This window comes from Halorussus sp. MSC15.2 (assembly GCF_010747475.1).
Lineage (GTDB): Archaea > Halobacteriota > Halobacteria > Halobacteriales > Haladaptataceae > Halorussus.
Window position 1 is genome coordinate 464,719 of record NZ_VSLZ01000003.1, and the last position, 22,324, is coordinate 487,042.

Annotated in this window: 13 protein-coding genes; 9 read left to right on the plus strand and 4 right to left on the minus strand. The window is 67.0% G+C overall.

Going from position 1 to position 22,324, the window contains the following annotated elements; all coding sequences use genetic code 11:
* Nucleotides 1–46: 46 nt before the first annotated feature.
* The 3 genes from FXF75_RS13655 to FXF75_RS23340 all read left to right on the plus strand — a co-directional run bounded on the left by FXF75_RS13655 (nt 47) and on the right by FXF75_RS23340 (nt 10,222).
* A complete protein-coding gene (locus tag FXF75_RS13655; RefSeq protein ID WP_163522416.1) occupies nt 47–1,291 on the plus strand; it encodes a hypothetical protein in 1,245 nt (414 codons plus the stop codon).
* Between the two features lie 173 nt (nt 1,292–1,464).
* Nucleotides 1,465–4,017 (plus strand): right-handed parallel beta-helix repeat-containing protein, encoded by a 2,553-nt coding sequence (locus FXF75_RS13660; protein WP_163522417.1) that lies wholly within the window; start codon nt 1,465–1,467, stop codon nt 4,015–4,017.
* Between the two features lie 217 nt (nt 4,018–4,234).
* Complete coding sequence (locus FXF75_RS23340; protein WP_375335537.1) at nt 4,235–10,222, plus strand: DUF1565 domain-containing protein; 5,988 nt, start codon at nt 4,235–4,237, stop codon at nt 10,220–10,222.
* An 85-nt stretch (nt 10,223–10,307) separates the two neighbouring features.
* On the opposite strand, the gene FXF75_RS13675 is transcribed toward FXF75_RS23340, so the two are convergent.
* The 4 genes from FXF75_RS13675 to FXF75_RS13690 all read right to left on the minus strand — a co-directional run bounded on the left by FXF75_RS13675 (nt 10,308) and on the right by FXF75_RS13690 (nt 15,293).
* Nucleotides 10,308–13,565: a right-handed parallel beta-helix repeat-containing protein gene (locus tag FXF75_RS13675; protein ID WP_163522420.1), complete on the minus strand. Its 3,258-nt coding sequence runs from the start codon at nt 13,563–13,565 to the stop codon at nt 10,308–10,310.
* A 117-nt stretch (nt 13,566–13,682) separates the two neighbouring features.
* Entirely contained in the window at nt 13,683–13,865 is a 183-nt protein-coding gene (locus FXF75_RS13680) for a hypothetical protein (RefSeq protein ID WP_163522421.1), read from the minus strand.
* 34 nt (nt 13,866–13,899) lie between these two features.
* Nucleotides 13,900–14,523: a hypothetical protein gene (locus FXF75_RS13685; RefSeq protein WP_240334648.1), complete on the minus strand. Its 624-nt coding sequence runs from the start codon at nt 14,521–14,523 to the stop codon at nt 13,900–13,902.
* Nucleotides 14,520–15,293: a P-loop NTPase gene (locus tag FXF75_RS13690; RefSeq protein ID WP_163522422.1), complete on the minus strand. Its 774-nt coding sequence runs from the start codon at nt 15,291–15,293 to the stop codon at nt 14,520–14,522. The genes FXF75_RS13685 and FXF75_RS13690 overlap by 4 nt, the downstream gene beginning before the upstream one ends.
* 188 nt (nt 15,294–15,481) lie before the next feature.
* Between FXF75_RS13690 and FXF75_RS13695 the strand changes: the two genes are divergently transcribed.
* The 6 genes from FXF75_RS13695 (at nt 15,482) to FXF75_RS13720 (ending at nt 22,309) form a co-directional block, all read left to right on the plus strand.
* Nucleotides 15,482–16,852, plus strand: a complete 1,371-nt coding sequence (locus tag FXF75_RS13695) for an ABC transporter substrate-binding protein (RefSeq protein ID WP_163522423.1) — start codon at nt 15,482–15,484, stop codon at nt 16,850–16,852.
* Between the two features lie 24 nt (nt 16,853–16,876).
* Nucleotides 16,877–17,743, plus strand: a complete 867-nt coding sequence (locus FXF75_RS13700) for a branched-chain amino acid ABC transporter permease (RefSeq protein WP_163522424.1) — start codon at nt 16,877–16,879, stop codon at nt 17,741–17,743.
* A gap of 2 nt (nt 17,744–17,745) precedes the next feature.
* Nucleotides 17,746–18,918 carry a branched-chain amino acid ABC transporter permease gene (locus FXF75_RS13705; protein ID WP_163522425.1) on the plus strand — a complete coding sequence of 391 codons (1,173 nt, stop codon included), beginning with the start codon at nt 17,746–17,748 and terminating at the stop codon, nt 18,916–18,918.
* A complete protein-coding gene (locus FXF75_RS13710; protein WP_163522426.1) occupies nt 18,908–19,726 on the plus strand; it encodes an ABC transporter ATP-binding protein in 819 nt (272 codons plus the stop codon). The genes FXF75_RS13705 and FXF75_RS13710 overlap by 11 nt, the downstream gene beginning before the upstream one ends.
* Nucleotides 19,723–20,577 (plus strand): ABC transporter ATP-binding protein, encoded by an 855-nt coding sequence (locus FXF75_RS13715; protein WP_163522427.1) that lies wholly within the window; start codon nt 19,723–19,725, stop codon nt 20,575–20,577. Before FXF75_RS13710 ends, FXF75_RS13715 begins: the two co-directional genes overlap by 4 nt.
* 127 nt (nt 20,578–20,704) lie before the next feature.
* Nucleotides 20,705–22,309 carry a long-chain fatty acid--CoA ligase gene (locus FXF75_RS13720; protein WP_163522428.1) on the plus strand — a complete coding sequence of 535 codons (1,605 nt, stop codon included), beginning with the start codon at nt 20,705–20,707 and terminating at the stop codon, nt 22,307–22,309.
* The last annotated feature ends 15 nt before the right edge of the window (nt 22,310–22,324 follow it).

Sequence of the window (22,324 nt, forward strand, 5' to 3'; positions counted from 1 at the left end):
ATGTATTCGAAACCCATTTCACGCCGTGAGCGGAGGCAAGCATCGAATGCAGAATCTCAGGAAGGCAGTCGTCTGTTCGCTCGTGGCCGTCCTCGTCGCCAGTGTTTCGGTTGCCCCGGTAACCGGGGCGGCGTCGGCCGCGTCCGGTTCCGGCGGCGTTACGGTACACGCGTCGCCCGACGCGACGGACGTCGCGACGGGGGAGACGACGACCACCGCAGTCGTGGCGTCGAACGTCACCGCAGGGGTCGGCGCGTACAACCTCACGGTCGCGCTCTCGAACGCCTCCGTCGCTCGAATCGCGGACTACTCGCTGGTCGGCGGCCCGGAGGGGGCCAGCGTAGAGACGAACGCGGACAACTCGTCGCTCCGTGTCACGGCATACGGCGTCGATACGGACCAGAACGGGACCGTGGAACTCGTGCGACTCGAACTGGCCGGCGAGACCGTCGGGGAGTCTGACGTGGACATCGACGTTCGCGTTATCGGTGACGAGGCGGGCAACGAGTACGAACCCGTCTCGGTCTCCGCAGGCACCCTCTCGGTGTCGGAGCGACCGCGGACCACCACCACGACGAGCGACGGCGGTAGCGGCCGCGGTGGGGGCGGCGGCGCGAACGTGCCACCACCGCCGGTCCAACTCTCGACCGAACGGACCGACGGCGGCGTCCGACTCGACGTCCGGAACGCGCGACCCGGCGAGAGCGCGGGTGCTTCGGTCGCCGGTCTCGCCGCGGGCGACGCGACACTCGAACGCGTGGACCTCGAGTTCGTGGGCGAGACCGCCCACGTGGTGTTCGAACTCACGGGCGCCGACGGGACTCCCGACGGAATCACCCGCCCGCCGGGCGACGCAGTCCTCGGCCACGTCGCGGTCGCGACTCGGTACGCCTCGGCGTCGGTCGTCGGTCGGGCGACGTACCGATTCGGCGTCTCGGCGGACGCGTTGCCGGGAGGCGCGACGCTCGACGACGTGACCGTCTATCGCTACGCGGACGGGTCGTGGACCGAGGTCCGCGTGGTGCGCGATTCGAACGCGTTCACCGCGACGACCGACCGACTCTCGCAGTTCGCCGTCGTGGTCGACCGGAGTAGCGACAACCCGGTGACGAGTACCGCGGCGACGGAGACGACCGGCGAGGGGTCGGCCGCGACCGGGACGACCGGCGAGGAGGCGGGCAAGACCGCGAACACCGGCGGAGACGCCGAAGGTGGGGTCCCCGGGTTCGGGGGCGGCGTCACGCTCGGAGCGCTGGTCGGCGGCGTCCTGTTCGCACTAGGTCGGAGGTAGCGGTTCCGCGTTCTCGGGAGACGGGGTGAATCGCTTCGAGCCGGGGTAACGATGCATTTAATACCCCTTGTTGAAACAAATCTATACCGACAGGTCAGAAGTATATCCTATATTCTGGTGACGTATTCAGGTAAATACCGGACATATACTGACAAATAAGAACAACGTAGAACATGGTCTCGAAATCACGAAGACGGAAGAGCGTACTTCTTATCGGAATCGTCCTCGTCTCGGTAGCCTCGGCATCGACGCCCACCGCGGCGCTTCCGCAGTCGAGCGGACTCGACGCGCCGAGCGTAGACGTCCCCGAGGTCCTCGAAGGGGTCTCGTTCTCGCTGACGACGGCCACCATCGTCGTCGATTCCGACGGGTCGGGGGACTATCGAACGATTCAGGCCGCCGTCGATAACGCGAGCGCCGGCGACACGGTCCGGATAGAACCGGGGGTGTACGCCGAATCGGTGCGAATCTCGAAGCCCCTCGACGTCCGCGCACCGAACGGCGCGACGCTCGACGGGTCGTCGCTGAGCAGTTCCGCGGACGGGGTTCGCCTCTACAACGACGCCAAGGTCTCTATCTCGGGAATCACGGTTACGGGGTACGACAACGCGATACTCGCGAACGGCGTCGGCCGGAACGTCTCTCTCTCCGACGTCACGCTGAAACAGAATCGTCGGGGTCTCTACGTGGACGACACGTACAGTCGCTGGGAAATCCACGACAGTGTCGTCAAGAACAACAGTCTCGTCGCTATCCAGACCAGCAGTTCCTCGCTGGGAAACGCGACGGCTAACTACTGGGGCCGGTCCGACGGCCCGACGAAGGGGCAATGCCGGGGCGACGTGGACTGCGGCTACTTCCTCTCCAGTCCGTCCGATTCGGTGTCCGTGCCCGCGGACCGAACCGGGACCTACGTCGTGGCCAACGACGGGTCGAAACCCTACGCCACGATACAGGACGCGATTCAGGCCGCTCCGTCCCGCGCGACCGTGGAAGTTCGACCCGGCACCTACACCGAATCGGTGCAGGTCAGGCAACCGCTCTCGCTCGTCGCACCCGACGGCGCGACCCTCAACGGGTCGGCTCGGAGGTCGAGCGCCGACGGGGTCCGCCTCTACAACGACGCCAACGTCACCGTCTCCGGGTTCACCGTCGAAGGATGGGACGAGGGCGTCCGCGCCGACAACGTCGATAGCGAGTTCCTGATAGAGAACGTCGTCCTCCGGCAGAATCAGGACGGTCTCTACGTCGAAGAGACGTACAACAGGTGGGACATCCAGCATAGCGAGATTTACAATAACTCCCACACCGGCGTCCGTAGCGCCGACCACCTCGGCGACGCCACCGAGAACTACTGGGGCCGGGCCGACGGTCCCACGAGAGCGCAGTGCCGCGGCGACGTGGACTGCGGCTACTTCCTGTCGTCGCCCACCGACTCCGTCTCGGTCCCGTCGAACCGAACGGGGACCTACGTCGTGGCGAACGACGGCTCGAAGCCCTACGCCACGATGCAGGACGCGATTCAGGCCGCCCCGTCCCACGCCACCGTCGAAGTCCGGCCCGGTACTTACACCGAGTCGGTGCAGGTCAAACAACCGCTCTCGCTCGTGGCACCCGACGGCGCGACCCTCAACGGGTCGGCTCGGAGGTCGAGCGCCGACGGGGTTCGCCTTTACAACGACGCCAACGTCACCGTCTCCGGATTCACCGTCGAACGCTGGGACGACGGCATCCGTGCCGACAACGTGAACACTCGATTCCTCGTCGAGAACGTCGTCCTCCGGCAGAATCAGGACGGTCTCTACGTCGAAGAGACGTACAATCGCTGGGACATCCAGCACAGCGAGATTTACAACAACTCCAACGCCGGCGTCCGTAGCGCCGACCACCTCGGCGACGCCACCCAAAATTACTGGGGTCAGTCCGACGGCCCGACCCGCGGGCAGTGCCGCGGCGAGGCGGACTGCGGCTACTTCCTGTCGTCGCCCACCGACTCCGTCTCGGTCCCGTCGAACCGAACGGGGACCTACGTCGTGGCGAACGACGGCTCGAAGCCCTACGCCACGGTACAGGACGCCATCCGGGCCGCACCCGCTCGTGCGACTGTCGAAGTTCGACCCGGCACGTATTCGGAATCCGTTCGACTGAGCAAACCGCTCTCGCTCGTCGCGCCCGACGGCGCGACCCTGAACGGGTCCACCCGGAACTCCGGTGTTGACGGAATCAGGCTCTACAACGACGCAAACGTCACCGTCTCCGGGTTCACGGTCGAAGGATGGGACCACGGCATCGACGCCTACAACGTCGATAGTGGGTTCCTGATAGAGAACGTCGTCCTCCGGCAGAACCGAGACGGTCTCTACGTGGACGACACGTACAACGGGTGGGATATCCAACACAGCGAGATTTACAACAACTCCAACGCCGGCGTCCGCGGCGTCTCCTCACAACTCGGTGACGTCACGAGAACTACTGGGGCCAGTCCGACGGGCCGCTCCGAGCACAGTGCCGCGGCGACGTGGACTGCGGCTACTTCCTGTCCAGTCCAACCGATTCGGTCACAGTTCCGTCCGACCGGACGGGAACCTACGTCGTGGCGAACGACGGAACCGAACCGTACGCCACGATTCAGGACGCGATTCGGGCCGCCCCGAGCGGTGAGACGGTCACCGTTCGCGGCGGCACGTACTTGGAGTCGATTCGAATCAGCAAGCCGCTCACGCTGACCGCTCCGCAAGGGGCGACGTTGGATGGCTCGTCCCGCAACTCGGGGGCAGATGGGATTCGCCTCTACAACGACGCAAACGTCACCGTCTCCGGGTTCACCGTCGAAGGATGGGACCACGGCATCGACGCCTACAACGTCGATACCCCGTTCGTCGTCGAGGACGTCGTCCTCCGGCAGAATCGAGACGGTCTCTACGTGGACGACACGTACAACGGGTGGACGTCCAGCACAGCGAGATTTACAACAACTCCAACGCCGGCGTCCGCGGCGTCTCCTCACAACTCGGTGACGCCACCGAGAACTACTGGGGTCAGTCCGACGGTCCGACCCGCGGGCAGTGCCGCGGCGACGTGGACTGCGGCTACTTCCTGTCGTCGCCCACCGACTCCGTCTCGGTTCCGGCCAATCGCTCCGGGACGTACGTCGTGGCGAACGACGGCTCGAAGCCCTACGCCACGATTCAGGACGCGGTTCGAGCCGCGCCCGCTCGCGCGACCGTCGAGGTCCGGCCCGGCACGTATTCGGAGTCGGTCCGACTGAGCAAACCCCTCTCGTTCGTCGCGCCCGACGGCGCGACCCTGAACGGGTCCACCCGCAACTCCGGCGCTGACGGAATCAGACTGTACAACGACGCCAACGTCACCGTCTCCGGGTTCACCGTCGAAGGGTGGGACCACGGCATCGACGCCTACAACGTCGATACCCCGTTCGTCGTCGAGAACGTCGTCCTCCGACAGAACCGAGATGGACTCTACGTGGACGACAACTACAATCGCTGGGACATCCAACACAGCGAGATTTACAACAACTCCAACGCCGGCGTCCGCGGCGTCTCCTCGCAGGTCGGCGACGCCACCGAGAACTACTGGGGCCGGGCCGACGGTCCCACGGGAGCGCAGTGCCGCGGCGACGCGGACTGCGGCTACTTCCGCTCGACGCCGACAGAAACGGTCTCCGTTCCGGCCAATCGCTCCGGAACGTACGTCGTGGCCAACGACGGGACCCAACCGTACGCCACGATACAGGACGCCATCCGGGCCGCACCCGCTCGCGCGACCGTGGAAGTTCGACCCGGCACGTACTCCGAGTCGGTCCGACTGAGCAAACCGCTCTCGCTCGTCGCGCCCGACGGCGCGACCCTGAACGGGTCCACCCGCAACTCGGGTGCAGATGGGATTCGACTCTACAACGACGCGAACGTCACCGTCTCCGGATTCACCGTGGAATCGTGGGACCACGGCATCGACGCCTACAACGTCGATAGCGAGTTCCTGATAGAGAACGTCGTCCTCCGGCAGAACCGCGACGGTCTCTACGTGAACGACAACTACAATCGCTGGGACATCCAGCACAGCGAGATTTACGACAACTCCAACGCCGGCGTCCGCAGCGTCTCCTCGCAGGTCGGCGACGCCACCGAGAACTACTGGGGGCAGTCCGACGGCCCGCTCCGAGCACAGTGCCGCGGCGACGTGGACTGCGGCTACTTCCTGTCGAGTCCCGACGGGTCGGTCGACGTTCCGCTAGTCCGGTCTCACGTCCTCGTCGTGGCGAACGACGGGTCGGCACCGTACGCCACGATACAGGACGCGGTCCGTGCCGCGAAGGCGGGCGACACCGTCGAGGTTCGGCCCGGCGTCTACCGGGAACGCGTCAGGATTCAGAAGGACATCAACCTGACCGCGCCGCGAGGGGCGCAGCTCAACGGTTCGACGCTCAACGACGGAGCAGACGGGATACACCTCTCGAACGGCGGGGGCGCGTCCATCTCCGGATTCGTCGTCAGGGAGTTCGACGTGGGCGTTCGCGCCTCCAGCACCGACCGAGCGGTGGCCATCGGCAACTCCCACCTCGTGAACAACAGCGAGGCCCTTCGGGTGCGCTACGCGAACGCCCCGGTGGAGATTCACGACAGTATGGTCGCGAACAACCGCAACTCGGGAATCTACGCCTATCGGTCCCCGACGGTCGATGCGACCCGGAACTACTGGGGCCAAATCGGCGGGCCGGTCTCCGGCCAGTGCGACTCGGCGGCCGACTGTTCGAATCCCCTCTCCGGCGTTCCGGAGGTCCGCGGCGACGAGATATCCTACACGTCGCCCAGCGAGTTGGAGTTCAACGTCGGGATGCGAACGCCGGTCGCCAACCGGAGCCTGCGACTCAGGAGCGCCGGCGTCACGACGACCGGCGTCGAAATCGCGAAGGCCGAGTGGAGCTTCGGCGACGGGGCGACCGCCAGAGGACTCGAAGTCGCCCACGCCTACGACTCGCCCGGCGTCTACACCGTCACCCACTCGGTCGTGACCGAGGACGGCCGGGGCTACTCCGTCACCCGACAGATAAAGGTCGGCGAGGAACCCGAGGAGTTCGACGTCGTCTCGGTCACGCCCCACCTGTCGGGCCACCCCCGGAAAGACGTCGTCGTCATCGAGGGCCTGCCGCTGGACCTGAGCTATCGCGCCACGGTCAGCCAACCGTCGAACACCGCAGAAGTCCGGTTCAGACTGAACAACTCGACGTACGTCGATTCGGACGGGAGCGACGGGTACACCTTCCCCGTGAACACCAGCAACGTCACGTCCGACGAGACGCTGGTCGCCACCGCAGTCCACACCAACGGCACGACCGCGAGTCGGGCGCTTCGCGTCGGCCACGTCTCGACGCCGGGGTGGTTCGAGGCGATGACCGTCTCGGTGACGCGCCCGACCCACGGCTACCTGATACTGTCGTCCTCGAAGCCAGCCAGCCTCTCGAACAAGATACCGAACAAGTTCCCGTTCAAGGACGAGGTGAAGATGCCGGGCGCGGGCGAGAACCAGCAGACCAGCGCCGCGGTGACCGTCACCATCAAAGTAGACCTGACGACGACCGAGGCGGAGGCGTCGGTCGGCGGGGGAGCGTCGTACGACCTCAAGGTCGTCAACGTCACCGGGAACGCCACCGGCAAGGCGTTCGTCGACCTCGAAGAGGGCAACCTCACGAAGGGCGAACTCGAACTCAAGGCGACCGCGACGGCGGAGTATCCCCCGCCGCCGACGGGCGTCCCGAGTCCGCCGATAGGTCCGGTTCCGCCGGGAGCGGTGAGCCTCTACCCCATCTTCAGCGCGGAACTGAAGGTGACGACGACCTTCGACGAGAAGGACACCGCGGGGTCGGGCGACAACGTCTCGTTCGAGTTCGAGAAGGGCGAGGTCTCACCCAAACTCGGGGCGAAACAGGAACTCGGGAAGAAGTGGAACGAGTTCGCGCTCGTCCTCGGTCTCGAAGAGGAGATAGTGACGAAAGCCCCGTTACCCGGACTGAGTCCGATAGACGGCACGGTGGCCGGGCAGTTGTACGCCCGCGCGCAGGCCTACATGTTCACGCAGGAGGCCTACTACCCGTCCGGGAAGAAAGAGAAGTTCACCTACGACTTCGAACTGCTACAGGAGGAGACGACCTTGAGCGCCGACGGAACGACCTCGGACGGCGGTTCGGCCGACGCCACGGAGACGCGGAGTTCCGGCGATACGTCGTGGAGCGTCCGGGAGCGAACCGGCGACCGGCCCCCGAAGCCGACGGTCACCGCTGGCGACGGGAGTGAACAGACCCTGACCCACCGGATGGGGTTCGTCGGGAGCAGTTTCAACTCGGCGGGAGCGACGCCCACGAGAATCGCCGAGACCGGCGTCGTCACCAACAACACCGTCGCCGACGAGTCGCCCGCCGTCGCTCGAATCGGAGACGCCCACACCGTCGCGTGGGGCCACCAGTCGGCCGAGAAGTCCGCGCTCAACGGTCGCGACATACGGGTGTCACGGATGGACGACAGTGGGATTACGTCGCCGTCCCCGGTCACCGACGACTCGTGGAGCGACCACGACCCCGCGCTCACCGGGTCGGCCCGAAACGGGTCGCTCGTCGCGTTCACTACCTTCGACCGGACGTTCGAGAACGTCAGCGGGCCGTCCGACGTGTACGCCCACGGCGAAATCCGAATCGCGACGTCCGACGGGTCCGGGTGGGACGCGCCGCAGTTCGTGACCGACGATGCCGACTTCGACTTCGCGCCCGCTGTCGCCCAGCGCGGTGACGAGTGGGTCGTCGCGTGGACCGAGGACGCCGACGAGAACCTGACGACGTGGCGCGACCAGTCGGTCCAGTACGCGCGGTACAACGGGACGCTGGGACCGGTCCAGACCGTCGAGACGGCGCGCGCGCCCGACGTGTCCGCGACCGCCGACGGGTTCCGCGTCGGCTACCTGTCGATGAACGACAGTTCCGTCGAGGGGTCGGTGACGGTCCGAACCGTGAGCGCTCGGGACGGACTCCCCGAGCAGTCCGAGCGCGCGATTTCCGTCGGTCAGTTCGGCGGCATGGACGTCAGCGCGACCCACGTCGGCGTCGTCGATACCGGAGCGAACGACACGCACCTGCGAATCGCCAACAGCACAGACGTTCGGTCGGTCGGGCTGAAGTCGAACGTATCGACCCCGCAGACGGTCGAACTAACCGAGCGGGACGGCGACCTGCTCGTGGACTTCCGGGCGTACCCCGCCGCGAGCGACGTCGCGGCCGCGTACTACAAGCCGCGAATCGGCGGGCGGTGGCTCCCGGCGCGCAAGTACGCCGACGGGTCCCACCGGAACCTCACGTTCTGGCAGGGAGACGCGGCCCCCAGCAGTGACGGCTTCGTGTCGGTGTTCGCCGGGCAGGACCTCACTTCCGACCAGCAACCCGACGTCTACGCGTTCAAGCACCGGTTCCACCCCGACCTGACGGTGAACGCGTCGGTCGCCGCCGAGAACGTCAGCGCCGGAACGCAGGTGGACGTCCGGTACGCGGTGCGCAACACCGGCGACGCTCCGGCCGACGCGTCCGACCTGCTCGTGAAGTCCGGCGACGGACACCTGAAGTCGGTCTCGCTCGGGTCGATACCGGCGGGCGAGACCGCCTCGGGCACGGCGACCGTGACGGTCGATAGCACCGGGACGCTGTCGGTCGTCGCCGACGCCGGGAGCGCGGTTCCCGAACTCGACGAGCGGAACAACGACGACCGGGCGCTCGCGCTGGACCCCGACCTGAACGTCACGGGGATGACGGCCGCACGGGCGAACGACACGATAACCGTCTCCGCCACCGTGACCAACCCGTCCGGCGTCCGGGCGACCGACGTGGCGTATCGGTTGGGCAACGGGCCGGACGTCCAGCGATACGGGACGGTGTCGCTGCTCGAACCGAACGCGACCCGGACGGTCAACGTCTCGCTGCCGGTCGCCGAGACCGACCCCGCGTACACGACCCGGTTCGAGGTCACCCCGAACGAGACGGGCGTCGAGGGCGACGCCTCCGACGACGCGGCGTCGCGGTACCTGTTCCGACCCGACCTCGCGCTCAGCGACGGCCAGATAGGCTACTACCGGACGGACGGCGTCGTCCGCGCGTCGATGCTCGTCTCCAACGAGGGACTGGCGAACGCGACCGCGGAAATCGAGGTCCGGAACGCGTCCACCGGTAGTCTCGTGGCCTCGCGGAACGTCACCGTCGCGGGCAGCGACTCCTCCCAGACGACGGCGTTCACGGAGGCGACCGTCGGCCTGCCCGGCGTCTCGTCCGGTTCCGGTGTCGAAATTCTAATCACCGCGCCCGGAGAGACCGCACTCTCGGACAACGTCGTCGTGGACGAAGTCGAACTGAACACCACACTCGTCCCGCCGAGCGGGGAAATCAGCGCGAGTCGGTCGTCCGTGACCGTCAACGAGTCCGTCCAGTTCACGATTGCCAACGTGACCGACGCCGACGGTCGGGCGGTTCACACGCAGTGGCGGGTCGCGAACACCTCCGCCGCGGACACCGGTTCGCTCGACTGGACCGGCCGGAGTCCGGGGAACCACACCGTCGAACTCGTGGTGGTGGACGACGACGGCGTCACCACGATAGTCACCCGGACCGTGCTCGTCCGTCCGGAGCGCCCCGACGTGGTCCTCGGTTCGCAGGCCCCGCGCGACCTCGACCGCGACGGGCGCTTCCGCGACGTTGACGGCGACGGGACGCTCGCCCGGAGCGACGTGCGAACGTTCTTCGAGTCCTACCGGAACAGTTCGGTTCGGGACAACCAGTTCGCGTTCGACTTCAACCGGGACGACGAGCGCATCGACATCCTCGACGTGCAGGCGCTCCACGCCGACAACGAGGAGTCGAGCGACGGGTCGGACGAGCAGTAACCGCCTCGCTTCTCGCGTATCGGTTCGAGAATCGAAGCGCGGGTTCGCGGAGTTTCTCGGAGGAAGAGACCGTACCAGCGGTCGCTCAGTCGTACAACTGTCGCGTGACCGCCCACAGGAGGACGACGAGCGCGACCCAGAGGACGCCACCGGCGGCACCGACCGCGAGCAGGCCGTCGGTGCCCAGTAGCCCGAATCCGACCCAGACGGCGACGCCCGCCGCCGCGAAGCCGTTGATGGTCCTCCCGCTGACGGGCACGCCCGCGCTCCGGAACGTGAGGACCGTCCCGTACGCGCCGAGGACCAGCGCGACGCCGTAGAGCGCGAGACCGAGCAGTCCACCGAACGTCGAGAAGACGGTCGCCGAGGGGAGGAGACCCCCGTCTGCGTCCCCGGTGGCGTTCGGCGTCGCGGTCCCGTTCGCTCCTCCGACGCCGCTCGGCGCGTCGGACGTGCCGCGGGTCTCGTTCGTCGCCGCGGCCATCTTGCGCGGTCGGACGACGACCGTCGCGGTCGCGGGGTCTGCGTTCTCCACGCCCGCGTCGTCCGTCACGTTCACCGAGACCGTGTAGTTGCCCGGGGTCTCGAACGAGAGGGTGACGTTCGGCGACGACGAGACGGTGAGGTTCGGCGACGTGACGTTCTCGCGCCGGTCCGCGACCGAGAACCGGTAGGACGCGACGCGACCGTCGCGGTCGCCGGACTCCGCGGCGGAGACGCGGACGCGCTCGCCGACCCTCGCGGGGTTCGGCGAGACGCTGACGTTCGCCGCCGGGCGGTACCGGGGCGAGCGGAGCGCAGCGTCGGCGACCGGGAGGAAGTCCACCCAGCCGCGTCGGGTGACGATGCGGTCGCCGGTTCCCTCCGGGTGAATCGAGGAGTGTGTGGGACCGTCGGGCGCGCCCCAGTAGTTGCGCTCGGCGACGACAGTCCGGGTCGTGTTGACGAGCAGTCGCGTGGTCGTGTTCACGTCCACGAGCGTGCTGACGTTCACCATCATACCGTGAGGGTGGCCGTACACGTCGTTCTCTCGGACGACGACCCGCGAACGGCGGTCGGCGTCCTTGGGGAGCGTGATGCCTGTGGGGAGGTCCTCGGAGAGCGACCGGACCGTGAGCGCCGTGTCGTCGCTCTCCCAGACGTCGCCCGCAGCGCCCGGCCGGAGGACGACCGTGTAACTATCGCCGACTCTCCCCCGGAGTTCACCCTCGACCTGCGGGTCGTCGAGCAGTACCGCGAGTTTCTCGTCCACGTCACCGGTCCTGAAAATCGCGCCCGCGTCGCCGCCCTCCACGACGATGCCCGTTCCCGGTCGGTAGCCGGAGAGTTCGACCGGCGCACCGACGCCGTACGTGTTGTGGGCTATCGTGTTGTGGTGGACGCGCGCGCCCAGCGAACCGGCGATGCGAACTCCGTACGCGTTCGCGGTCACGACGTTGCGGGTCAGGTCGATTCGCCCGGCGTGGGTCAACTCGTTGGCCACGTTCAGGCCGACGCCCGCGTTGTCGAAGACGCGGTTCGCCGCGACCGTGAGGTTGTGAGCCACGACACTCGTCCGGACCGAGAAGCCGTGGCCGCGGTTCTCCGCGAAGCGATTGTCCGCGACTCGACCGTGACGGACCTGCCGTCCGACGAGTTCGAATCCCGTTCCGTCGTTGTTCGAGACGGTGTTGTTCGCGACTGTCGTGCGGGCGAGGCGTCTCGCTTCGAGTCGGACGCCGCCGTCTCCGTTTCGGGTGACGTCGTTCCCGCGAACGGTGACTCTCGTCAGTCGCGTGGACGGGGCCACGACCGAGATACCGTGGCCGTCGTTCCGCGAGAGTTCGTTGTCGGCCAGCGCGAGCGAGACGTGTTGGACGTAGTAGGCCGCGACGTGTCGGACGCGAACGCCGGTCTCGCTCTCGGTGACGGAGTTGTTCGCCACCCGAACCCCGTCGACGTTCCGATGGCGTGCGAACAGGGCGATGCCAGCGTCGGCGTCGGTAATTCGGTTTCCGCGAAGCTTCGAGTCGGCGGCGCGCTGTGCGGCGATGCGAACGCCGTCCGCGCCGCGGCCGACCGAAGCGACGTGGTTCCCGCCGACGGCGACCGACTCGACTCGTCGCCCGCGGAGGCTGACGGCCGACCCGCCGACGTTCGTGACGGAGTTGTTCGCCACACGGAAGTCGTGTGCCGCGTCGGCGGCGACGAACACGGCCTGTTCGCCGAGAGAGTCGAAGGTCGAACCGGTTATCGAGAACCGACTCGCGCGACTCGTCTCGGCGTTCCCGCGGTCGGCGCGCCGGTGCCGGTCGCCGGAGGAACTGAGGTCGAGGGGCAGCGTCGTCTCCGCCGTCTGCTCGACGCCGTTCCGCAGGAGGCTGACTTCGACGGGGTAGGTTCCGTACGTTCGCGGGTTGACCGCGTCGTCGTAGACAGCGACCACCGTGGCGTCGGCCGGAATCGTGACCGAGCGGTTCAGTCGTATCTCGTAGGCGTTGCCCGTCCCGTTGCCGAGACCGGCCATCAGCGGTTTGAGCGACCGGTCCACCGTTCCGTTGCCGTTGAGGTCGAGACCGAACGTCGAGAACGAATCCGCCTCGACCTCGCGGACCCCGCCGTGACCGCGGTACGCGACCCGGAGAGCGTCCACGGTCGTGTCCGCACCGAGCGTGAACGTCGCCCGGTGGGTGGCCCGCTTCCCGGTCGCACTCCAGTTCGAGACGACGGCGGCGTCGCTGACCGTTCCCATGCCGGGCGTGACGGCGACGCCGCGCCGACCGACGTCGGTGAACGTCGAGCGTTCGACCGACAGCCTCGGCGTGCGCGGGGTGTCCTCGACCAGAATCCCGTTTCGACTCACGTTCCGGACGGTGACGTCGGCGACCGAGACGCGGCCCGCCGCGCTGCTCACGGTGAGTCCGTTCTCGGCCCTCTCGACGGTCGCGTGGGAGAGCGAGAGGTGCGAGTCCGAGCGCCCCTCGTACCGAATCGACGCCCACCGAACGCGGTCGGGGGCCTCGGACGCGGTCGTGAACGCGATGGGTTCGGCCCGCGTACCGTCGGCGCTGAGATTCCCTTCGACCCGAATCGTGATTGCCTCCGCGAGTTGGACGGTCGTTCCGGGTTCGATGCGGAGCGTCGCCCCCTCCTCGACGGTCACGTCCGCCGCGACTCGGTACGGGCCGTCCTCGGCGGACCACGTCGTGTCGTCGGTCACGTCGCGTTCGACGTACGTCACGTCGTCCGTTCCGCCCGCCGAGACGACGCCTGCCGGAGCGCCGACAGAAGCGAGACCGGCCGCGGTAACTCCGAGACCGAACACGAGGACGACGGCGAGTATCCGAGTCCGAGCGCGGTTCACAGTGTTGGTTCAAAGATACGAGACATAAATCATGCCCTTCGTGACGTTTCGCCGGGCGCGACGCCGCTCTCGGCGTCGCTGATAGTCACCGCCGCGGAACGGGTCCGGTCGCGGGCGTCAGCTAGTGTGTGGCGTTTCGCGCTCGTTCCTATCACCGGATTCCGCAAGGAGCCACAACAGGAGAACCAACGGGAGAACCGGCAGAAGTACGATTGCGACCCCCGCCGCGACGATGTACCCGACCGTCCCCATCTGACTGTTGGTCGTCTGTCCCTGCATGCGGGATACTTGTCCGGTCATAACATTGGACCTACGTGTTCGACGGGGAAAGGGGTTATTGCAGTTCTCCGTCGAGTCCCCACTCCGCGGCGCGCTCGCGGGCCTCCTCGCGGGCGCGGTCTCGAATCGCGGCTATCTTCTCCTCGTCGTCCAAGAACGCCTCGACCGCGTCCAACGATTCGTCGGCGTCGTCGCCCGGCCGCTCGTCGCCGCCGTCCCGCCACTCCGGCGGGGCCGCCTCGCGCGTGCGCTCGGCGAGGTCCGGGTCGCCTGCGAGACGGTCGGCGACCAGTCCGGGCGGGACGCGCAGGTCGGGCGAGTCGTCGGCCGCGAGGGCGTCGGCCGGGAGCGACCGGAGCGTCACGTCGTACGGTCCCGGCGCGGCGAGGTCGGCCAGCGCCGCCGACCCGCCGCGGTCGGTGCCGGTGTGGTACGCGGACCGTGGGACGCCCGACTCGAAGGCGACCACGCCTGCGCCGTCGGCGTCGAGCAACAGCGCGTCCTGCGGTTCGAGGACGGCGTAGCCCGTCAGTTCGCGGTCGAGTGCGGCGGCGAACGGGACCGACAGGTCCGATTCGACGCGCGAGCGGAGCAGAGTCCCGTCGGCGAGCGACCGCTCGGGAAGAGTCGGCGCGTCTCGTTCGGGCGGTCCTCGGGCGTCCGAGTCGGGACTGGTCATGGGGAGTCGGGAACAACGGCGCTCCGGAAGCGGTCGGCCACGTCGTCCGATGCACCGGGTCGCACGTCGAGTGCCGCCGCGGCCCCTCGGTAGGCGCGCGCGGCGTCGCTGTCAGGGGCGTGAGCGAGCAGCGGTTCGCCCGCGCGGCGGGCCGACCGGGCGGCGTCGGAGTCTGGGACCGTCGCCAGCGTCCGACCGTCGAAGTAGCGTTCGGCCATCTCGGTGACCCCCGACGCGCCCTCGGGGTCGTGGACCTTGTTGAACACGACGCCCGCGGTGTCGGTGCCGTAGGAGTGGGCGTACTCCTGCACCTTCAGACCGTCGCTGAGCGCCGGAATCGTCGGTTGGAGGACGACCACCACGCGGTCGGCGAGGACGACCGGGAGGACCGCGCTCTTCGACCCGAGCGCGGCGGGCGAGTCCAGCAGGAGAACGTCCGTGTCGGCCGCGAGTTCGGCGACGACCGCGCGGAGGCGCTCTGGGTCGGCCTCTTCGAACGCGGCGAGACTGGTTCCGCAGGGGACCACCGACATCCCGAATCGGTCGTAGACCGCGTCGGCGACGTCGGCGTCGGCGTCCGCGACCAGCAGGTCGTGGAGGGTCGCGTCGGCGTCGGTCAGGCCGGTGTGGAACAGCAGGTTCGCCATCCCGGTGTCGGCATCGACTATCGTCACGTCGTACTCCTCGGCCAGCGCCATGCCGAGCGCCACCGTCGTCGTGGTCTTGCCGGTGCCGCCCTTCCCGCTGGCTACCGCGAACGCCTCGACCATTACCCCCGAGTTACGCCCGATATGTTAAAAACCTACGCACGTGAAACGAACGGGGTCGAGAACTGCGTTGCGTGACGACCGTCTCCGACGGCGGTCGTGACAGGTAATCGAAACTCGTCGATAACCTACACCCATGATACCACCCCACACATTTATATGGGTAGTTATGGAAACTTCCATCCGGAACGATGGTTAACGATGGTAACGATTACCCTCGTAATCGGGTAAATGGAAAGCAGGCGCGGAGTACAGAAAACAATGATAAGAGGTCGCCGGTTAGCTCCGTCGTCGACCGTCGTCGGTTCCTCCGTGTCGCCGGGACCGGCGTCGCGGCCACGTCGCTGGCGGGGTGTACCGGCGGGAGCCAGTCCAGCGACTCGAAGACCCAGCAGCTACAGGGACCGATAAAAGTCGGCGTCCTCGCGCCCGAACCGGGGAACAACCCCATCGGCGCGTCGATAGCCAACTCGGCGAAACTCGCGGCGAGCCAACTCAACGAGAACGGCGGCGTCCTCGGTGCGGACGTCGAAGTCGTCGTGAAGGACACGAAAGAGGACCCCGCGACCGGGAAGCGCAAATATCAGGAACTCACCGTCGGCCAGAAGGTGGACCTGACCACCGGCGTGTTCACGAGCGAGGTGCTGCTCAACCTGATGTCGAGCATCGCCCAACAGCAGACGCTCCACATGAGCACCGGGGCGGCGACGCCCGAGGCGACTCGGAAGGTCGCGGAGAACTACGACCGATTCAAGTACTTCTTCCGCACCGGACCGGTCAACTCTCACTTCCTCGGCCAGAACATGGTGGACTTCGCCAAGGCCAACTTCGAGTCGATGGGGTGGGACTCGGTGGCCATCCTCGCCGAGGACTACAAGTGGACCGAGCCGATTTCGAAGGCGCTCAACGGGTCGCTCAGCGAAGCGGGAATCGACGTGCCCGTCAACAAGCGCTACGCCGGCGGGACGGAGAACTTCTCGCCCATCTACGACGAGGTCCAGAGTGCGGGCGTCGACGCGGCGTACGTCGTCATGGCCCACACCGGAACGTCGGCGGTTGTCCAGTGGGCGAAACAGCAGCGGCCGTTCGAGTTCGGCGGCATCCACGTGCCGATGCAGTTCCCGTCCTACTACAAGGCGACGAACGGGGCGTGCCGGTACGCGGTGACCCAGAACTCCGCGACGCCGACGAGCGAGATAACCGATAAGACCGTGCCGTACGCCAACTCCTATAAGGAGGAGTACGGCAAGTACCCGGTCTACACCGGATACATCACCTTCGACGCGGTCAAACAGTACGCCTCCGCGGTGAAGGAGGCGGGGAGCAAGGAGTCGGAGAAAGTCATCCCCGCGCTGGAGAACTCGTCGTTCACGGGGACCACGTCCCCGGCGCTCGAATACTACGGGAAGGACTCGAAGTACCCCCACGACGTGAAGTACGGGAAGAAGCACGCGTGGCCGGTCTGGCTGCAGTGGCAGAAGACCGACGGGACGGGGAGCCAAGAGGTCATCTGGCCAGACAACCTCTCGACGACCGAGTACAAGTCCCCGCCGTGGGTCTGACCGACACCGACTTACTCCCCAATTATGGTTGACGTTCTCACCACGGTCATCAACGCCGTCACGATTAGCGCGTTGTACGCACTCGTCGCCATCGGATTCACGCTGATATTCGGCGTCGGCGGCGTGCTGAACCTCGCCCACGGGGCGATTCTCACCATCGGCGCGTTCACGGCGTACTACGCCACGAGCGCGATGGGACTCGGTATCTGGACCGGCGCGCTGGCCGCGCTGGTCGTCGCGGGACTGTTCAGCGCGGTGTTGTACCTCGGGATGATTCGCTGGATTCAGGACGAGCCGATACTCGTGATGATACTCACGCTCGTCTCCAGCATCGCCATCGAGCAGTTCTTCCTCGTCGCCGTCGGGACCCAACCGAAGGCGGTCCCGTCGCTGTTGCAGGGCCAACTGAGTATCGCGGGCAGCACCGTCCAGACGAATCAGGCGCTGACGTTCGTCCTCTCGTGGCTGCTCATCGGGGCGCTGATAGTGGCGGTCAACTACACCCAGACCGGGAAGGCCATCCTCGCTACCAGCATGAGTACCAAGGGGGCCGCGCTCGTCGGCATCGAGAGCGACCGGATGTACCTGTACACGTGGTTGCTCGCTGGCGCGCTCGCGGGCGTCGCCGGGGTGTTCCTCGCCTCTGTCAGGACTGCTAGCTGGACGATGGGACGCGGCCCGCTGATACTGTCGTTCTCCATCGTCGTCATCGGCGGCATCGGCTCCATCCGCGGGAGCGTCGTCGGCGCGTACCTCATCGGGTTCCTCGAAGTGTTCACTGTCACGTACGTCGATTCGAGTCTGAGCGGTCTCGCGTCGCTGGTGGTACTCGTGGTCGTGCTGCTCGTCAGACCCGAAGGACTGTTCGGCCGAGAACTCGCGGAGGCCTGACCATGTCGGAGAAAGTCACCACCGACGGTGAGTCCTACCGCGACCTGCTCGACCCGACCTCGCTGGCGTTGCGCCACCAGTTGGGCGTCCTCGGACTACTGGTGCTGGGCCTGCTCCCGTTTGGGGTCGGTCCCCTGATGGCGCTGAAGCTCACGGGCGCGCTGTACTTCGCGGTGTTCGCCATGAGTTGGGACGCCGTCTCGGGCTACACCGGCCAGATTAGCTTCGGTCACGGACTGTTCTTCGCGGTCGGCGGCTACACGTCGGCGCTGCTCAACCTGAACTGGGGCGTCGAACCCGCCCTAGCGGTCGTAGTCGGAATGGCGATGGCGGCGGTCGCGGGCGTCGTCGTCGGCGTGCCCGCGCTTCGGTTGGAGGGACCGTACCTCTCGCTGGTCACGCTGGTCGCGCCGCTCATCCTGCTCCAGATATTCATCGTGTTCAGCGACACGTTCGGCGGCGAACTCGGACTGTCGAGTCCCGAGAATCTGGTCACGTTCGAGAGCTTCGAGACCGCCATCACCGCGAACTACTATCTGGCGTTCGGTCTGTTCCTGTTCGTCCTCGTGCTGCTGCTGGCGGTGACGCGCTCGGACGCCGGGTCGGTGTTCACCGCCATCCGCGAGGACGAGGACGCGGTCGCCGCGGCGGGTCTCAACCCGGCGAAGTTCAAGGTGTTCGCGTTCGTGCTGAGCGCCGCGGTCGGCGGTCTCGCCGGGGCGATGTTCGTCCACACGCCGGTCGGCAACCCCCAACCGAGTCAACTGCTGTTGCTCACCGTCAGCATCGAAGTGATAATCGCCAGCGTGCTGGGCGGGATGGGGACCATCGTCGGTCCGGCGGTCGGCGGCCTGTTCTACTACATGTTCCGGGACTACCTCGGCAGCATCACGTGGACGGTGCCGCTGACCGACGTGCCGGTGTCGGAACTCGACCTGCTGCTGTTCTCGCTGGTCACGCTCGCGCTCCTGTTCTTCCTGCCCGGCGGCTTCGTCCGCTGGACCATCAGGAACGGGCGGCGAGCGTTGCGGGGCGGCGGTCCGGACGGTGGACGCGCCGTCCCGGACGGCGGCGTCGAATCGGACGCCGGGACGACCCCGGTCGAGCGGACGCTGGCCTCGTTTCGGGAGGCACTCGGCGACGACGCTTCGACGGAGGACGACAATGAGCACTGAAACACCGACGGACGACGACAGCGCGGCGACCCTCGCGGCGGACGAATCGGCGGCCGACTCGTACGGCCCGGACGACGGCGTCCTCGTTCTGGACGGTCTCACGAAACGATTCGGCGGACTGACCGCGGTTGACGACCTCTCGTTCGCGGTCGAGGAGGGCGAGATTCTTGGCTTCATCGGGCCGAACGGCGCGGGCAAGTCCACCACGTTCAACTGCGTGACGGGGACGTACCCGCCGACCGAGGGCACGGTCTGGTACCGCGGCGAGGACGTCACCGGCGAACCCGCACACGAGATGGTCAAGCGCGGGATGGCCCGGACGTTCCAGTCGTTCCGACCCCTCGACGACCGGTCCATCGTCCGGAACGTGGCGCTCGCGCTCGTCCCCGACCGAATCGCGTCGCTCTCGGGGCTTCGGGGCGAGACGCGGCGGCGCGCGACCGAAATCTGCGAGCGCGTCGGGTTGGGCGACCGACTCGACCAACTGCCCGACGAGTTACCGCACGCCGGGCTGTTGCGACTGGAACTCGCCCGGGCGCTCGCCACCGACCCGGACCTGCTGCTGGTGGACGAACCGTTCGCCGGACTCTCGAATCAGGAGGTCGGCGAGATTTCCGACCTGCTGGAGTCGCTCCGGGACGACGGCATCACGTTAGTCGTCGTGGACCACAACATGCGGGGCCTGCTCTCGCTCATCGACCGGGCCATCGTCATCCAGTTCGGGTCCAAAATCGCCGAGGGCGACCCCGAGGAGATAAAGCGCGACCCCGCGGTGCAGGAGGCGTATCTGGGAGGTGATACGCTATGAGTACCGACTCCGGTTCCGGGAGCGACGACGCCTCGACGCAGGACGGCAACGCGGTGTCGTCCCGTGACGGTGCGGCGGCCTCCGGGGACGCGCCCAGTTCGTCCCCAGACGCGACCACAGAGCGCGACGAGGCGACTCCCGACCGCGGCGACGCGATTCTGCGCGCCGAGGGCCTACAGGTCTCGTACGGCGAGGTGGCCGCGCTCCGGGGACTCGACTTCCACGTCGAGGACGGCGAAATCGTCGCCATCATCGGCCCGAACGGCGCGGGGAAGTCGACGCTCGCCGACGCGGTGTCGGGCCACGTCGCCTACGAGGGACGGGTCAGCTATCGCGGCCGAGAGGTCGCCGACAGGAGCGCGAGCGACCTCGTCTCGGAGGGGTTGATTCACTGCACCGAGACCCGCGACCTGTTCGGCTACATGTCCGTGGCCGACAACCTCGACCTCGGGGCGTACCGCCACCGCGACGACGTGGACGAGCGCCGCGAGTTCGTCTACGACCTGTTCCCGACCCTCGAAGACCGGGCCGACCAGAACGCCCGGACCATGAGCGGCGGCGAACAGCAGATGCTCGCCATCGGCCGCGCGCTGATGAGCGACCCGGACCTCCTGTTGCTGGACGAACCGACGCTGGGTCTCGCGCCGGTGATTCTGGACGACATCAGCGACGGCATCGAGCAGATTCGGGACGCCGGGGTCACCGTGGTGCTGTGCGAGCAGAACGTGACGTTCGCCATGGACCACGCCGACCGGGTGTACCTCCTCGAAAACGGCCGGTTCGAGCGCGAGGGGGCACCCGAGACGCTCCGCGGAGACGAGTACATCCGCGACGCCTACCTCGGCGGGTGACGTTCGTTTCCACCGTAAGTTTTCAATCGCCTAAACACTACAACTGTTAGGGTGACCGGGGAACTGACGCAAAATTGGTTCTGCGCGGGGCAAATCTTTAGGGGATGTGATGCGATACCTATCCTGTATGGCAAATCTTGTCACTAACGTGCAGGCGGTGGCTCAGGAGCATCCCGAGGAAGTAGCGGTCTCCTTCCGGGGCCGGGAGACGACCTACGAGGAGTTCTGGGCGCGGACCGGGCAGTTCGCGGCCGGACTGGACGACCGGGGCGTCGGCGAGGGCGACCGAGTCGCCGTCTACCTCCCGAACCTGCCCCAGTTCGTGACCGCGTTCCACGGGACCCTGCGGGCGGGCGGCGTCGTCGTGCCGATGAATCCACAGTACAAGTCCCGGGAGATTCGCCACCTGCTGTCCGACAGCGAGGCGCAGGTGGTCGTGACCCTCTCGGACCTCGTCCCGTTCGTCGAGGAGGTCCGCGACGACACCGACGTGGAACACGTCGTTACGGTGGGCGAGGAGGCCGACGCCGGGACGGACTTCGAGGCGTTCCTCGGCGAGGACCACGAGTTCGAAGTCGCGGACCGCGCCGACGAATCCGCGGTCGTTGACCGCGCCGACGACGACGTGGCAGTCCAACCGTACACCAGCGGAACGACGGGCCAACCCAAAGGCGTGCAGTTGACCCACAACAACCTCGCGTCGAACGCCGACACCGCGGCGGGTCTCGTCCCCGACGGTATCCGGCCGGACGACAAGCAACTCGGCGTCCTGCCGCTGTTCCACATCTACGGCATGACGGTCGTGATGAACGCGACGCTGTTCAACGGCGGCGCGTACTACCCGCTCCCCGAGTGGGACGCCCAAGAGGCCGTCTCGCTCATCGAGGACGAGCGACTCACGCTGATGCACGGCGTGCCGGCGATGTACAACGACATCATCAACCAACCGGACGCCGAGGAGTTCGACCTCTCGTCGCTCCGCCTCGCGGGCGTCGGCGGGTCGGGCATCCCCATCGAAGTGCTGCGGCGGTTCGAGGAACTGTACGACGTGACGGTGTACGAGGGATACGGACTCACCGAGACGAGTCCCGTGACCCACTTCAACTCCCCCGAGCAGGGCCGCCGGGTCGGGAGCATCGGGAAGTCGCTCCCCGGCGTGGACGCCAAAATCGTGGACGAGGACTTCGAGGAGCGACCCCGAGTCGAGGAAGGCCCGGTGGACGAAGAGGAAGTCGACTTGGACGAGATAACCGGCGAACTCGTCGTCTCCGGACCGAACGTGATGAAGGGGTACTCCGGACTGCCGGATGCCAACGAGGAGGCGTTCACCGAGGTGGACGGGACGCGCTGGTTCCACACCGGCGACATCGGCTACTGGGACGAGGACGACTTCTTCTACGTGGTGGACCGCGAGAAGCACATGATAAACACGGCGGGGTACAACGTCTACCCGCGCGAAATCGAGGAACTGCTCTTCGAGCACGAGGGGGTGGCCGACGCCGCCGTGGTCGGAGTTCCGGACGAGCGCCGGGGTGAGACGGTCAAGGCGTTTATCGTCCCGGTTCCCGACGCCGACGTGACGCCCGAGGAACTCAAGCAGTTCTGTCTGGACAACCTCGCGGAGTACAAGCATCCCCGCGAGGTCGAGTTCGTCGAGGAACTCCCGCGGACGACCACGGGCAAGGTCCAGAAGTTCGAACTCCGGGACAGGGAGACGGAGGCCGCGGAGTGAGTCGGAGAGTCACAC

Bases quoted from the DNA above. Each gene is read 5' to 3' on its own strand.
- FXF75_RS13660 (WP_163522417.1), top strand. From the start codon at position 1,465: ATGGTCTCGAAATCACGAAGACGGAAGAGCGTACTTCTTATCGGAATC.
- FXF75_RS13710 (WP_163522426.1), top strand. From the start codon at position 18,908: ATGAGCACTGAAACACCGACGGACGACGACAGCGCGGCGACCCTCGCG.
- FXF75_RS13715 (WP_163522427.1), top strand. From the start codon at position 19,723: ATGAGTACCGACTCCGGTTCCGGGAGCGACGACGCCTCGACGCAGGAC.
- FXF75_RS13690 (WP_163522422.1), bottom strand. From the start codon at position 15,293: ATGGTCGAGGCGTTCGCGGTAGCCAGCGGGAAGGGCGGCACCGGCAAG.
- FXF75_RS13680 (WP_163522421.1), bottom strand. From the start codon at position 13,865: ATGACCGGACAAGTATCCCGCATGCAGGGACAGACGACCAACAGTCAG.
- FXF75_RS13655 (WP_163522416.1), top strand. From the start codon at position 47: ATGCAGAATCTCAGGAAGGCAGTCGTCTGTTCGCTCGTGGCCGTCCTC.
- FXF75_RS13695 (WP_163522423.1), top strand. From the start codon at position 15,482: ATGGTTAACGATGGTAACGATTACCCTCGTAATCGGGTAAATGGAAAG.
- FXF75_RS13705 (WP_163522425.1), top strand. From the start codon at position 17,746: ATGTCGGAGAAAGTCACCACCGACGGTGAGTCCTACCGCGACCTGCTC.
- FXF75_RS13700 (WP_163522424.1), top strand. From the start codon at position 16,877: ATGGTTGACGTTCTCACCACGGTCATCAACGCCGTCACGATTAGCGCG.
- FXF75_RS13685 (WP_240334648.1), bottom strand. From the start codon at position 14,523: ATGACCAGTCCCGACTCGGACGCCCGAGGACCGCCCGAACGAGACGCG.
- FXF75_RS13720 (WP_163522428.1), top strand. From the start codon at position 20,705: ATGGCAAATCTTGTCACTAACGTGCAGGCGGTGGCTCAGGAGCATCCC.